The organism is Paenibacillus sp. sgz302191, from assembly GCF_057749925.1.
Genome location: NZ_JBYLHY010000017.1, coordinates 22,768 through 36,657, shown reverse-complemented (window position 1 = coordinate 36,657; position 13,890 = coordinate 22,768). Strand labels below are relative to the sequence as shown.

Sequence of the window (13,890 nt, the reverse complement as noted above, 5' to 3'; positions counted from 1 at the left end):
AAATTCTGGTTATTAAAGGAATCTTGTACCACCTGCTTCGACTATACCCTAAAATTCTTTAATAATTAGGAGGATGTCAAAAGATGAAACAAGTATGGAAAGGTGTAGTCGGTTCTGCGTTGGCTGTCATCATGCTGCTGAACGTGGGGGCGAAAGCAGAAGCTGATTCGTCTAATTCGTCGAGGCCAATAACCATCCCGGCTCTGCGTGAGTGGACGGGATCGTCAGGATCGTTCCAAATTGGTAAGCACCCCTATGTTCTTATTCATCCATCAGACGAATCTCGACTTCGTTCCGATGCCGAGGTCTTTGCCGATGACTTGGAAGCGTTGACCGGAAAAAAAGTCAAAATCAAGGTTACAAAAAAGGATCCCGATCCAGGTGACATATTGCTTGAGCTTGGCTCACAGGATACCCAGATTGGTGATGAAGGATATAAGCTCACAGTCGGATCGTCCGTGAACATCAAGGCGACCACATCAGCAGGCGCCTTCTACGGGACTCGCACCTTGCTCCAGTTGCTGAAACAGTCCCCTTCAGTACCTGCTGGCGCCGCTCGGGATTGGCCACGCTATCCCGAGCGCGGACTGATGATGGACATAGCCCGCCGTAACATTTCGTACAACTGGCTTGCGGCGCGGGTTCGGGAAATGGCCTATCTGAAGCTCAACTATCTCCACCTCCATTTCACGGATGATCAGGGCTGGCGCATTGAAAGCGGCCAGGGCCTTCAATCGCCACAGTTCCTCACCAAAGATCAGATTCGAAAGCTGGTGACGCTTGCGGCGAGCTACCATATCACGGTCATACCCGAGATCGACATGCCGGGGCACATGGGCTGGGCTCTGAAGAATCACCCCGAGTTTCAACTGAAAGACCAGAATGGTGTAGCCGTCCCCAATAAGATCGACTACACGATCCCTGCTGCTCGGGAGTTCTTGCATAATCTGATCGAAGAGTATCTCCCGCTATTCCCGGGGAAGTACTGGCACATGGGGGCTGATGAGTTCCTTGGTGACAGCGAATATCAGAACTATCCGCAGCTCGAGCAGTACGCCAAACAGACATATGGACCGCTTGCCACGGCGAAGGACGGTGTTCACGGATTGATTAATGAAATCAATGGGTTGGTCCGTGCCAAAGGTAAAACATTACGGATTTGGAACGATTCTACCACACCAGATCATACCATTCCGATCGACAAAAACGTCGTCATAGATTGGTGGACGGACCTGAACACCCCATACCCTAGTCCTACGAATCCGGTATCACCTCAACAGCTCCTGCTCGAGGGGTACACCATCCAGAACTCCGGCTTCTGGCCTACGTACGACTTTCCTGATTACGGCTACACGCCCGTGCCGTCGATCCAGCACATGTACGAGGACTGGGCCGTGAATCTCTTCCACGGTTTTGCATACAACTATCAGGACGGAAGCAGCGGGACTCTGACACCGCTCTATGACGTTGGAGCGGCTGAACCCCGAAACCTTGGTTCTTCACTTAATTTCTGGAACGACGTGAACGGATTGACCGAAGAGCAAGTGGCCGCCTCGATCTTCCCAAGGTTGCGGGTGATGGCACAGAAGACCTGGGAGTCTGCTCCACTTGTCACAACCTACGCAGACTTTCAATCAATAATCCAAAGCGTTGGATCAGCGCCTTAACGCATCATAATTGAAGCTAGGATAATCAATTAGTCCAAGAACCTCTTTGCATTCCATCTTGGCTACCGGCTGAACACCTTCAGAATCCCGGTCTATGACCGGGATTCTTTAAATAGGTAATATCTAGAAAACTTCAGATTAATATACGTCCAATTAGCAGAAGGAGCATTTAAGGAATGATTAAAGAACTTCTCTACGGTGTTGCTTATTATGATGAGTACATGCCTAATGACAGGCTGAACGAAGACATTCGGATGATGAGAGAAGCCGGTATTAACGTAGTCCGAATCGCGGAATCGACATGGAGTACACATGAACCTCAGAACGGCGACTTCGATTTCAGTTCCGTAGACCGGGTACTTGACGCGATGCACGCTGCCGGCATTCACGTTATTGTCGGCACGCCGACCTATGCTGTCCCGACTTGGATGGTGAAGGAACATCCCGCCGTGCTTGCCATCACGCCGCTTGGGCCGGGTAAATATGGCCCCAGACAGATTATGGACATTACAAACCCGGTCTATTTATTCTATGCAGAGCGGATTATTCGCAAGCTGATTTCGAGAGTGGCTAGTCATCCCGCCGTCATTGGGTATCAAACGGATAACGAAACGAAGCACTATAACACGGCAGGACCAAATGTACAGCTTCAATTTGTCAAATACATGCGAGGGAAATTCGGATCCTTGGATGAGATCAACCGGCGGTTTGGCCTAGACTATTGGAGCAATCGCATCAACAGCTGGGAGGACTTCCCTTCTGTCATTGGCACGATCAACGGCAGTTTAGGAGCTGAATTCGCACGTTTCCAGCGGAAGCTAGTGACTGACTTCCTCGCTTGGCAGGTCGCTATCGTAAACGAATACAAGCGTCCCGGCCAGTTCGTCACGCAGAACTTTGACTTCGAATGGCGAGGGTATTCGTACGGTGTGCAGCCGTCGGTGGACCACTTCGCTGCAGCGGCGCCTTTCGATATTGCGGGCGTCGACATTTACCATCCTTCCCAAAGCAAGCTGACCGGCATCGAGGTATCGTTCGGCGGGGACATGGCGCGTTCGCTGAAACGGGCAAACTACCTTGTGCTCGAAACGCAGGCACAGGCGTTTCCGAACATGACGCCGTACCCGGGCCAGTTGAGGCTTCTGGCGTTCAGCCATGTCGCATCTGGTGCTTCGATGGTTGCCTACTGGCACTGGCATTCGATTCACAACTCGATCGAAACGTACTGGAAGGGCTTGTTGAGTCACGATTTGCAGCCGAACCCGGTTTATAACGAAGCGATGACGATTGGCCACGATTTCGCCCGGCTCTCTGACGAGCTGATCGGCTTGCGCAAGACGAATCGGGTCGCGGTCATGGTCAGCAACGAAGCGCTGACGGCGTTGGAATGGTTCAAGCTTCCCGACGGACGAACGTATAACGATGTTGTCCGCCGGATGTACGACGAGCTCTATAAGATGAATGTGTCCTGCGACTTTATCCATCCGTCCTTCGAATGCCTGGACGATTACGGACTGATCGTCGTGCCTGCGCTTTACGCGGTGCCGGACGAAGCGCTGAAGCGGTTGAACGCTTATACAGCGGGAGGCGGTCATGTCGTCTACTCCTTCAAGAGCGGCTTCGCCGATGATACGGTGAAGGTGCGGACTACGAGTCAACCGGGCATCATCTCGGAAGCCTGCGGCGTCTCGTACAGCATGTTCGTCGAGCCGAAAGGTGTCGGACTTGCGGGCAAACTATTCGACGGTGCTGAGGAAGCGGGGACGGTGGAAAGCTTTATGGAGCTGCTGACGCCCATGTCCGAACAGGCCGAGGTGCTCGCCTCCTACGTCCATCCGCATTGGGGACAATATGCTGCGGCGACCCGCAACCGGCACGGAAGCGGCTGCGCGACGTATATCGGCGGCCTGTTTGATGCCGCTTCGATGCGGCGCGTGCTTCGGTCGGCCGTCGATGCGGCGGGGCTGTGGGGAACGGACCAGCAGCTCGCGTTTCCGCTGATTGTGAAGACCGGCGTGAACAGAGCGGGCCGGACGGTACGGTTCTATTTCAACTATTCCGACGATACGCAGACGTTCGTCTATTCGTACCAAGGCGGGGCGGAGCTGCTCTTCGGTGAAGGTGTGGAACAAGGAGAGGCGCTCAATATCGAGCCGTGGGGCGTTCGAATTATAGCTGCCGAGGGCTGATTGTACGGCTGGTGGAATGAAGCGATGTCTGGTCCTGACTGTAATTAGTTCTATTGGGTATCGTGGATATAAGTTGGCAACATAACGGCTGCACCTCGAGTGTTTTTAGTTTCTGTGACTGTCAGGTCGTTTACGCAAAAGGCCCGGAAGCAGGGACGGAATTAAAGAACATCAATTTGAGATTAGCATTTACAATTGAATTGAGGCGCGAAACGAGATGAAATTTACACACAACGTTGAGCAGTGGGACATATTTGAAGTTGAATTGCAGGCTTCTCATACCTTCATTAATCCATTCAGGGATGTGAACCTTTATGGGGAGTTTTGGAGTGGGAAGGGATGGAAGCGAATTAGGGGCTTTCATGATGGAGGCGATACTTGGAAAATTCGGTATATGCCGGAATCGCAGGGGGAATATCGATTCAGGGTGTTATCAGATTATGCAGATTTTGAAGGACTCGAAGGTATGTTTCATGTAGCAGCCCCTTCTCAGGGAAATCATGGACCTATCCGAGTAATAGGTACACATTTTTCCTATGCAGACGGTACTCCCTTTTTTGTTATGGGTACTACTGCATACGCCTGGACTTACCGTCCGGAAGAAGTTCGACGGAAGACGCTGGAATCTTTCTCCAAGTATGGTTTTAATAAAATACGTATGCTCGTATTTCCGAAATTCATGCGAATTGGTGGCGAGGTGAGCGAGATCGATATCTCCTACGAGCCGCCCGTATTCCCGTTTGAAGGCGAACCAAATTCTTTTGACTTTCAGCGGTTTTGTCCTGAGTATTTTCAAAATTTAGAAGATCGAGTCATGGATCTATTAAAACTTGGGATTGAAGCTGACGTGATACTGTTCCATCCTTACGATTGTTGGGGAATTGATCTTGGAATGAAACAGGATGATCATCTAACCTATATTAACTATATTATCGCGCGCTTGTCTGCGTACAGGAACGTATGGTGGTCTTTGGCCAATGAGTTTGACGTTGATAATACGCCGGAAGGTAAAACTTATGTACGGATGGATCGTAAAGATTGGGATTTGTTCGGTGCGACAATCAAGGCGAATGACCCCTACAGTCATCCAATATCAATTCATAATATTCCGTTTGGTTTTATTTATCCTAACCGTGACTGGATGACTCACGTCAGCTATCAACATCCGGATACTTATACACTCGTTCTTGAGTTAAAAAACAAATACATGAAACCAATCGTGAATGATGAATATCAGTACGAAGGAAACATGAAAGTAGAATGGGGCAGTAGTGACGCCGAAACAACTGTCTTGCGGCATTGGCTTTCGGCAATGGCCGGGGGATATGCAACACACGGTGAGGTTATCAAGTCTAACGGTAACGGGAAAGATCTATTTTGGTCGTATGGTGGCACGTTGATAGGCCAAAGCGCACCTCGACTCAAGTTCATGAAGCAGATCATAGAAACATGCGGTTTCCAAAGTATGGAAAGGGATGCGCTAAACACGGATGGGCATCACTATTTTACCTTACACCGGGATATGGACGAATACCTGATTTTCTGCCGTTACGATCTCCCTGGAAAAGGACTTTGGTGCGGACCGTTCGACGGCACTGAGTATGAGTATGAGGTAATTGCATATGATGTTTGGAATTGCACGGAAATTGAGCGGCTAACCGTTACTAATACCGGTACCCTGCCTATCAAGAGGTGGACTGTTTATCACTTAAAGTCAAAGAATAATAGATAATACGCAGACGTTCGTCTATCCGTACCAAGGCGGGGCGGAGCTGCTCTTCGGTGAAGGTGTGGAACAAGGAAAGGCGCTCAATATCGAGCCGTGGGGCGTTCGAATTATAGCTGCCGAGGGCTGATTGTACAGTTGGTGGTTTGTAGTGTTCCAAGATATAAAGTTAGGGGTTGGAGGAAATGACATTTATCTGTAATCCAATTAACATGCCATACAAATATCAATTTATTGAACAGCACGGAATTATGAAAATCAACAGGGAAGCCGCCGATCCATCCATGATTTATTTTAATCAGAAATACTATCTTTTCCCGTCCATGACGGCTGGATTTCTTTGGAGCGACAATCTAGCCGATTGGGAATTCCGTCCTCTAACGGATCTGCCGATCTACGATTACGCCCCGGATGTTCGAGTCATTGGAGAATATATGTACTTTTCCGCATCGAATTCTTCTCGTAACTGCTCATTTTACCGAACGAAAGATCCGATCAACGGATCTTTTGAGGAGATTGAAGGGACCTTCCCCTTCTGGGATCCGAATTTGTTCTTGGATGACGATGGCAGAGTGTACCTTTACTGGGGATGTTCCAATGATAAACCCATCTATGGAGTAGAGTTAAACCCTGAGGGGATGAAGCCGACAACGGAGCCGGTCGCGCTGATCTTCAGTAACCCATCCGTTAAAGGGTATGAAAGAAATGGCGAAAACCATATTACGCCCCGAACCCCGGAACAGATTGAGGAATTGGTTCAACTGAATGCGAGAAATATCCCCAATATTACGGATGAACAGTTGAATCATCTGAGAACAGTGTTTGAGAATGATCCGTACATCGAGGGCGCATGGATGGATAAACATAACGGCAAATACTATTTACAATATGCCAGTCCGGCTACAGAGTTTAACACGTACTCAGATGCCGTTTATGTGTCGGACAATCCGCTGGGTCCATTTACACTCGCCAAAAACAATCCATACTCCTATAAGCCGGGAGGATTTATTCCGGGTGCCGGACATGGATCGACAATGGAGGATCATCATGGAAACTATTGGCACGCCTCCACTATGAGAATCAGTGTCAACCACAATTTTGAAAGACGGTTGGGGTTCTGGCCAGCCGGTTTCGATCAGGATGGAGAACTGTTCTGTAACCAACGATATGGAGACTGGCCGATAAAGGTCGAACAGGCTGTGATGAACCCATGGAGTAACCCTGAATGGATGCTTCTCTCGTATGGCAAACCGGCAGCTGCATCAACTTTTGAAGCGGGTAAAGATGCGTCGAAAGCTATAGATGAAAACGTTCGTACCTGGTGGAAAGCAGCGTCCAATAGTCCCGGTGAATGGCTTCAAATCGATCTCTTACACTCCTGCGACGTCTACGCGATTCAAGTCAATTTTGCAGATGATGCGTTGAATATTCCTATTCCTGAGGGAGCAGATTTCCAAGAGGGGAGACACATTGATCAACGTAAGCATCATACCAGGTGGCTTTTGGAAGGGTCAGTGGATGGAAAAGAGTATTTTGTCATAGAAGATAAAACCAATGCAGCTACGGATTTACCGCATGATTTTATCGTAAGAGAAAATGGAATGAAAGTTCAATATATTAGATGTACGGTTAAGGAGCTTCCTTACAATCAAGCAGCGTGTATTTCCGGTTTGCGAGTATTTGGAATTGGCAAAGGGGAACTTCCGGAAAAAGTAACCGGAATCAAAACCGAAATGGTAAGCGAACTCGATCTTTATGTGAATTGGAATCAAGCAGAAGTTGTTGGATACAATGTTCTGTGGGGCTTCGCACCGGATAAACTGTATCATAGTTATATGGTATTGGGGAGTAATAAGGTCACAATTGGCGCATTAATCAAAGGGGAACCGGTATATGTAAGAGTCGATACCTTTAATGAGAAGGGAATCACCGAAGGTGACGTATTTCAAGTCATCTGGTAATGATCCCGCAGCCATATATCGGGAGGAGATAGCTAAATGAAACCTTTACCGCACTTAAGAAATGAAGCCGGAGTTACCAGGCTTTACGTGGACGGACACCCATTTATAGCTCTGGGCGGAGAAATTCATAATTCCAGTGCTTCTAGTCTTCGTTACATGGACGAGAAAGTATGGCCTTACCTTAGGGGACTGCATCTTAACACTGTCATTGTACCGGTTTATTGGGAGTTGCTTGAGCCAGCAGAAGGGAAGTTCGACTTTGAACTCGTTAACGGCATTATTACCCGTGCAAGAGAGGAACAAGTACGCATTGTGTTTCTTTGGTTCGGGCTTTGGAAGAATGGACTTTCGAGTTACGCACCTTCTTGGGTGAAGAGAGATCATCGCACCTATTTTCGTGCAAGATACCCAGGTAAAATCGCGTCGGAGACTATTTCCCCGCTTTGCCAAGCGGCCGTCGAGGCGGATGCCCGAGCATTTCAACGTCTTATGTCTCATTTGAGGGAAGTGGATGGCGAAGAACATACGGTCATTATGATGCAAGTCGAGAATGAAATTGGATTTTTGGGCGCTACGCGAGACTTCTCCGAAGAGGCTGACTTCGTATTCGGTGGTCAAGTACCAGAATGTTTGGCCAATGCGTTCGGAGTTGAAGGAACTTGGAAAGAAGCATTCGGCGAGGATGCTGATGAGACCTTTATGGCTTATCACTATGCCTGCGCGGTGGAGCGGATTTCCAATGCAGGTCAACAGGTCTATCCGCTGCCCATGATGGTCAACGCTTGGCTGGAACAGTTTCCGGGAATACCGGGCACGTATCCCAGCGGAGGGCCCATAGCGAAAATGATGCGGGTCTGGAAAGTAGGCGCGCCGACGATTTCCATTTATGCCCCTGATATTTATTTGCCTAACTTTAAGGAAATTTGCCAGGAATACACAACCAATGGGAACCCGCTATTCATTCCGGAGGCGAGAAGAGATCTGGTTTCGGCCGCTAATGTGTTTTATGCACTCGGCAAGCATGATGCTATAGGGTTCTCTCCATTTGGAATTGAAGATTTCCTTTCAGAAAATGTGGACGCGGTGGATGCCTCCCTTTTGTCGGCGCTAAATATTGAGCAATCCGGTTTTATATTAAATGGAACTGGACCCTATCTCGCAAAGAGCTATAAGCTGCTCGGCAACATGTTAGGATTGATTCAGCGCTACAACGGCACTGGAGCCATGACCGGATTCGTGCAGAATCGAGAAAAGGGATGCTTATTATCCTTTACCAAGTATGACATTAAAATCACATTTGGTACGCCGGAAGAGGGTAGGCCTGTTGCGGGAGGTATCGTCATTGAGACAGGTGAGAATGAATTTTTTCTGGCAGGCTATGGTTATACCGTAAACTTCTTGCCTAAGCGTAATGAACGCAAGCAAGCAGGCATTATCCGAATTGAAGAAGGTGAGTTTGAAAATGATAGTTGGCGGAGAGGTAGGGTGCTGAACGGGGATGAAGGCGTGTATCACGTCAAGCTTGGCAAGGACCCTGAAATTCTTCGAGTGGAACTTTATCAGTATGAATAAGAAAAAACATTTCAGGATGTGCGCCTTTATGGAGTGATAGCTCGTATGAGATCGGGGCATCGAATATTTTCCTTGAAGGCAAGGCGCCCGTCTTCCCCGCTAACTCTTTAAAATTATTAGAGATAGCAGGGAAGATCGGCCCGTAATTCGAAACTTGATGTATACAAGTTATACATCTTGTGGATACCAACGATTGCGTGCTACTTTTATCCTATAGATCGAGGGAGGTGTTGAACATGAAAATCACGGATATCCGCACTTATATCGTGGGGAACTCCTGGAAGAACTGGCTTTTTGTCGAAGTGAAAACGGATCAAGGAATTACCGGTATCGGCGAGGGAACATTAAATGCTTTTGCCAAAACGGTCGAGGCGGCGATTCATGAACTTAAGCATCTGGTAATCAGCATGAGTCCGTTTGATGTGGAGGCGATCTCCTTAAAAATGATTCGCGACGTCTACTCGGACGGCGGTCAAATTCAAGGCTCCGCACTCGCGGCAATCGAAACGGCGTGTTGGGATATTATGGGCAAGGCGACAGGGCAACCGGTGTATAAGCTGCTTGGGGGCAAGTGCCAGGATAAACTTCGCTGTTATGCAAACGGTTGGTATCGAGGCGGTACCGACGAGGAAAGCTTGTATAACCAAGCTAGAGAAGTAGTTTCGAAGGGCTATACGGCCTTGAAGTTCGACCCGTTCGGGGCTGCTTGGCGAACAGTGGAGCGAGCTGATTTCGCTGGCGCCATCCGTAAAATATCCGTTGTCCGCGAGGCCGTCGGTCAGGATGTGGATATTTTGATTGAGGGGCATAACCGCTTTAGCGTACATACAGCTCTCCAATTTGCAGAGGCGATGGCGCCGTATTATCCGACATGGTTTGAAGCGCCGGTTCCGCCGTATCGTCAATCGTCTGTGATTGAGGTAGCCAAGCGAAGCCCGGTACCGATCGCATGCGGGGAAGACTACTACAATCGTGAGCAATTCGCGGAGCTTCTTAAGCATGATGCCGTTCATATTGTTCAGCTGGAGCCGCAATTCCTGGGATTGAGCGCTTCCAAACAGATTTGCGGCATGGTGCACGCCCATAATGGCGTAACCGCTCCGCATAGTGCGCAAGGCCCTATTTGCTCCATTGTTTGCGCTCATTTGAATATGGCCAGTCCGAATTTTTTCCTTCATGAAATTTTTGATGAATTTAATGCTTCATGGGCTCAGGAAGTATTGTCTCCATCGTTCAAAGTAGAGAACGGCTACCTCCAGCCGCCAGATCGGCCGGGTCTTGGTTTCGAGCTTAATTTGGACGAAATTGCGAAGCATCCGTATGACCCAGGGCACTGGCTGCCGTTATTCAGGCAAGGTTGGGAAAAACGGGAACGAGTTCAGTAAAGGGGAGGAAATGGGCATGAAAGCACTCGTTTATGAGGGGCCGCGGTCCCTGAACATTCGTGAGGTTGCCGTCCCCGTTTGCGCTTCCGATGAGGTATTGATTCGGGTGAAGCAGGTGGGCATTTGCGGCTCCGAACTCAGCGGCTACCTGGGACATAATTCCTTGCGCAAGCCGCCCCTGATCATGGGCCATGAGTTTTCAGGCGTTATTGAAAAGTTGGGATCGGAAGTAAACGAATCGCACGGGTTGCAAGTCGGAGCTCGCGTTACAGCCAACCCGCTTGTGACATGCGGGCATTGCCGCTTCTGCCGTAATGGTCAATCTCAATTATGCGGCGAACGAAAATTGCTTGGGGCCCACAGGCCGGGGGCATTTGCCGAAATCGTTGCAGTCCCGGCAAGGAATGTGTATCAACTCGATGATCACGTGTCTTTCGGGGAAGGTGCATTTGCCGAACCATTTGCCTGCGCGATTCATGTATGCCGTCTGTTGGAGTTAAATGCGCAAGACCAATTGCTTATTTACGGTGCCGGCCCGATCGGACTATTCGCACTTCAGGCTGCTCAAGTGCATGGTCTTCGGAATATTGTCGTGCTTGACCGCAACGAGGCCAGACTCGAGATTGTAAGAGAGCTCGGCGGAATCGCCGCAACCGGCCTGGAACAGCTGGAGCCGTCATGGAGCGGGGACTTTGACGCTGCGATAGACGCAGTTGGCGCGGAGACGACCCGCAGAGGCAGCATACAGGCGGTGCGGCCTGGCGGTAAAGTAGTGTTCACAGGCTTGCATGAAGTGGAAAGCAAGCTGCAAGTAAATGATATGATACGCAACGAAACGATAACCATGGGGGCATTCGCTTACTCGTCTAAAGACTTTGATACGGCATTGCGTTGGATAGAGGAAGGGAAAGTCAATATGCTCCCCTGGGTTGAATTCGCCTCCATGAATCAGGGCAGCGAGAGCTTCGAGAAGCTGATCTCCGGTCCGGGCAAGGTCGCAAAAATCATTTTGAGCTGGTAACAGTCACGAGGTAAGGGGCGCTATGCGCCCCCTTTACTTTAGGCCGACAAGCCTACACCCACGTTCGTTTTAATACTTGAAGATAATGAAATAAAGCATCGCGGAATACCGCTAAATCACTTGGAATCGTTTCGATCAGTTGATCCAATATTTTAGTTGTTTCACCGTAGTTGGGCGCTTTCCATCTTTTCGTATTGGAAGTCCAAAATAATCTGGATGCGGTGTTTCGAAACAGTCTGGACATTTCTTCGTTGCGGGAAATATCGATTAAACCGAGCAACAGGTCATATTCAAATTCGATCAGAGCGCCAGGGTGACTAGCAGCCTCTTTCAGCAAATTCCTGAAGGAAAGAAGTTTCTTCGCGGAATAATCCGCCAGTTCAGATTGTTTTACATCCCATGCATAATGTACGGAGAACAATAGGAAGGAAATTGTGATTTCCAGAAGGTCGCTTATCCTTTGGGCGGATGAATCCAGAATAATGACTCCATGTTTGGGCGCTATTCGCAGATAGCCTTCTTGCTCCAGCTGTTGAAGAGCGGCTCTGACCGGAGTTCGGCTCATATCCAGCATGCCGCTTAACTCTACCTCGGAAGTCGCTCTTCCCCTGGGTAATTTTCCGGAAACAATCCATTGATGTATCGTTAGATAGGCTTGATGACGTAAGGACGATGTACTCATGAGCAACTTCCTTTCCGATTAGAAATGTTTATAATCATAATAAATCAATTAAATCTGGAAAGGAAGAATTCGGTATGATCGCAACAGGAACCACTTTAAGGGAAATTGCCTTTGAAACGATCAAGCAGAAAATCGTCAGCGGTGAGTGGGAAGGGGGGACGTTTCTTTCGGAGAAGCGGCTGAGCGAACTTCTGAGTATGAGCAAAACGCCGATCCGATCGGCTATGGACAGACTCGAGATGCTTGGACTAGTGAAGTTAACGCCGAACCAGGGTGTGATCGTTCAGGAGATGTCATTAAAAAAAATAATGGATATTTATCAGTTGCGGCTATCCCTGGAAACTTTCGCGGCCAAAGAACTGACAGGCAAGATGGATGCGGATTTTTTTCGTAGTTTGGATGAAAATCTAGCTCTTCAGGAGCAATGCGTCCAGCAAGAGGATATCGTAGCTTTCGTGCAGTTAGATCGCTATTTTCATGAGATGATGATCAAGGGGTTGGATAATGAAGAATACACGGAAGCGATGTCCAGGCTGCAGGATAAGTTTTTGATGGCGGTGAGGGCCACATTTTACAAAAATCATAGCCGTTTATGGGGAAGTTTGAGTGAACATAAGCAAATTCGCAAAGCGCTTGAAGAGAATGACCCGGCTGCTACGGAACAATTGGTTTACAATCATATTCAGTATGTAAAAAAGATTATGCTTTGATGTATACAAGTTAGACATCTTGTAGATGTAAACGGTCTCGTGCTACCTTTAATCCATAGATGAAATAAGTATTTTAAGCTTCAGGTGGAGGAATCGATCATGAAAATAGTGCAATATTATAGCTTGAATGATGAAAATCAGCAGCTTAAAGTTGGAATCTTGGAAGGAACCGATACGATTAAAGAATTAAACATTCGGGGTACCGCGAAGGATTTCATAGCTCAATTTAACGAGATGGGCGAATCGGATGTTGCAAATATTACGGAAGGGTCTCCGGTTTATGACTTGCATGAGGTTAAGCTGTTGTCTCCTTTGACAGACCCCGAGAAAATCATATGTATCGGGTTGAATTACCATGACCATGTCATTGAATCCAACATGCAAGTTCCGAAGGTGCCGGTTCTATTTCCGAAATATAATAACTGTCTAGTCGGACACAACGAGAAGGTGGTCATTCCCCAAGAGGTGCTTCAGTGTGATTATGAAGTGGAATTGGCTGTCGTAATCGGAAAAACGGCAAAGAAAGTCTCAAAGGATTCCGCCATGGATTACGTCTTTGGATATACCGTTCTAAACGACGTTAGCGCCCGCGATATTCAATTGAACGAACCTCAATGGACACGCGGGAAAGCGATTGACGGCTTTGCACCCATGGGGCCTTGGATTGTAACGAAGAATGAAATCCCGAATCCCGGAAAATTAAACATATATCTAACTTTAAATGACGAGGTTATGCAAAATTCGAATACGAAGGAATTGATTTTTGATATTCCTTATTTGATATCATTTCTTTCGAACACGATAACCCTTCGGCCTGGGGACATTATCAGCACCGGGACTCCGCCGGGAGTAGGAATGGCAAAAAAACCGCAGGTATGGCTTAAGCCGGGCGACATAGTAGAAGCTACCGTTGAAGGAATCGGCACACTTCGAAGTGTTTTCATATCTGAGCAATAAGTTAGGAAGAGAGGGATGTT

Annotated in this window: 10 protein-coding genes; 9 read left to right on the top strand and 1 reads right to left on the bottom strand. The window is 48.2% G+C overall.

The features are described from left to right. Positions 1–83: 83 nt before the first annotated feature. The 7 genes from AC3G2T_RS22945 to AC3G2T_RS22915 all read left to right on the top strand — a co-directional run bounded on the left by AC3G2T_RS22945 (position 84) and on the right by AC3G2T_RS22915 (position 11,521). Positions 84–1,667, top strand: coding sequence for a family 20 glycosylhydrolase (locus AC3G2T_RS22945; protein WP_488437039.1), 1,584 nt, complete (start codon positions 84–86; stop codon positions 1,665–1,667). A gap of 179 nt (positions 1,668–1,846) precedes the next feature. After that, the gene (locus tag AC3G2T_RS22940) at positions 1,847–3,856 is read left to right on the top strand and encodes a beta-galactosidase (protein WP_488437091.1); all 2,010 of its coding nucleotides are present in this window, start codon (positions 1,847–1,849) and stop codon (positions 3,854–3,856) included. 217 nt (positions 3,857–4,073) lie between these two features. Then, the gene (locus AC3G2T_RS22935; protein ID WP_474683516.1) at positions 4,074–5,588 is read left to right on the top strand and encodes an apiosidase-like domain-containing protein; all 1,515 of its coding nucleotides are present in this window, start codon (positions 4,074–4,076) and stop codon (positions 5,586–5,588) included. A gap of 179 nt (positions 5,589–5,767) precedes the next feature. Next, the gene (locus tag AC3G2T_RS22930) at positions 5,768–7,543 is read left to right on the top strand and encodes a family 43 glycosylhydrolase (protein WP_488437038.1); all 1,776 of its coding nucleotides are present in this window, start codon (positions 5,768–5,770) and stop codon (positions 7,541–7,543) included. 36 nt (positions 7,544–7,579) lie between these two features. Then, on the top strand, positions 7,580–9,115 hold the full coding sequence (locus tag AC3G2T_RS22925) for a DUF5597 domain-containing protein (RefSeq protein WP_488437037.1): 1,536 nt from the start codon (positions 7,580–7,582) through the stop codon (positions 9,113–9,115). A 236-nt stretch (positions 9,116–9,351) separates the two neighbouring features. Next, entirely contained in the window at positions 9,352–10,500 is a 1,149-nt protein-coding gene (locus AC3G2T_RS22920; RefSeq protein WP_488437036.1) for a mandelate racemase/muconate lactonizing enzyme family protein, read from the top strand. Positions 10,501–10,516: 16 nt separating this feature from the next. Further along, positions 10,517–11,521 carry an alcohol dehydrogenase catalytic domain-containing protein gene (locus tag AC3G2T_RS22915; protein ID WP_488437035.1) on the top strand — a complete coding sequence of 335 codons (1,005 nt, stop codon included), beginning with the start codon at positions 10,517–10,519 and terminating at the stop codon, positions 11,519–11,521. 52 nt (positions 11,522–11,573) lie between these two features. On the opposite strand, the gene AC3G2T_RS22910 is transcribed toward AC3G2T_RS22915, so the two are convergent. Next, positions 11,574–12,203, bottom strand: a complete 630-nt coding sequence (locus tag AC3G2T_RS22910) for a GntR family transcriptional regulator (RefSeq protein ID WP_488437034.1) — start codon at positions 12,201–12,203, stop codon at positions 11,574–11,576. Positions 12,204–12,277: 74 nt separating this feature from the next. Between AC3G2T_RS22910 and AC3G2T_RS22905 the strand changes: the two genes are divergently transcribed. Then, a complete protein-coding gene (locus AC3G2T_RS22905) occupies positions 12,278–12,913 on the top strand; it encodes a GntR family transcriptional regulator (RefSeq protein WP_488437033.1) in 636 nt (211 codons plus the stop codon). Between the two features lie 99 nt (positions 12,914–13,012). Further along, the gene (locus AC3G2T_RS22900) at positions 13,013–13,870 is read left to right on the top strand and encodes a fumarylacetoacetate hydrolase family protein (protein WP_488437032.1); all 858 of its coding nucleotides are present in this window, start codon (positions 13,013–13,015) and stop codon (positions 13,868–13,870) included. The last annotated feature ends 20 nt before the right edge of the window (positions 13,871–13,890 follow it).

Coding starts and splice junctions, on each gene's coding strand:
- AC3G2T_RS22925 (WP_488437037.1), top strand. CDS start 7,580: ATGAAACCTTTACCGCACTTAAGAAATGAAGCCGGAGTTACCAGGCTT.
- AC3G2T_RS22935 (WP_474683516.1), top strand. CDS start 4,074: ATGAAATTTACACACAACGTTGAGCAGTGGGACATATTTGAAGTTGAA.
- AC3G2T_RS22930 (WP_488437038.1), top strand. CDS start 5,768: ATGACATTTATCTGTAATCCAATTAACATGCCATACAAATATCAATTT.
- AC3G2T_RS22900 (WP_488437032.1), top strand. CDS start 13,013: ATGAAAATAGTGCAATATTATAGCTTGAATGATGAAAATCAGCAGCTT.
- AC3G2T_RS22905 (WP_488437033.1), top strand. CDS start 12,278: ATGATCGCAACAGGAACCACTTTAAGGGAAATTGCCTTTGAAACGATC.
- AC3G2T_RS22915 (WP_488437035.1), top strand. CDS start 10,517: ATGAAAGCACTCGTTTATGAGGGGCCGCGGTCCCTGAACATTCGTGAG.
- AC3G2T_RS22945 (WP_488437039.1), top strand. CDS start 84: ATGAAACAAGTATGGAAAGGTGTAGTCGGTTCTGCGTTGGCTGTCATC.
- AC3G2T_RS22910 (WP_488437034.1), bottom strand. CDS start 12,203: ATGAGTACATCGTCCTTACGTCATCAAGCCTATCTAACGATACATCAA.
- AC3G2T_RS22920 (WP_488437036.1), top strand. CDS start 9,352: ATGAAAATCACGGATATCCGCACTTATATCGTGGGGAACTCCTGGAAG.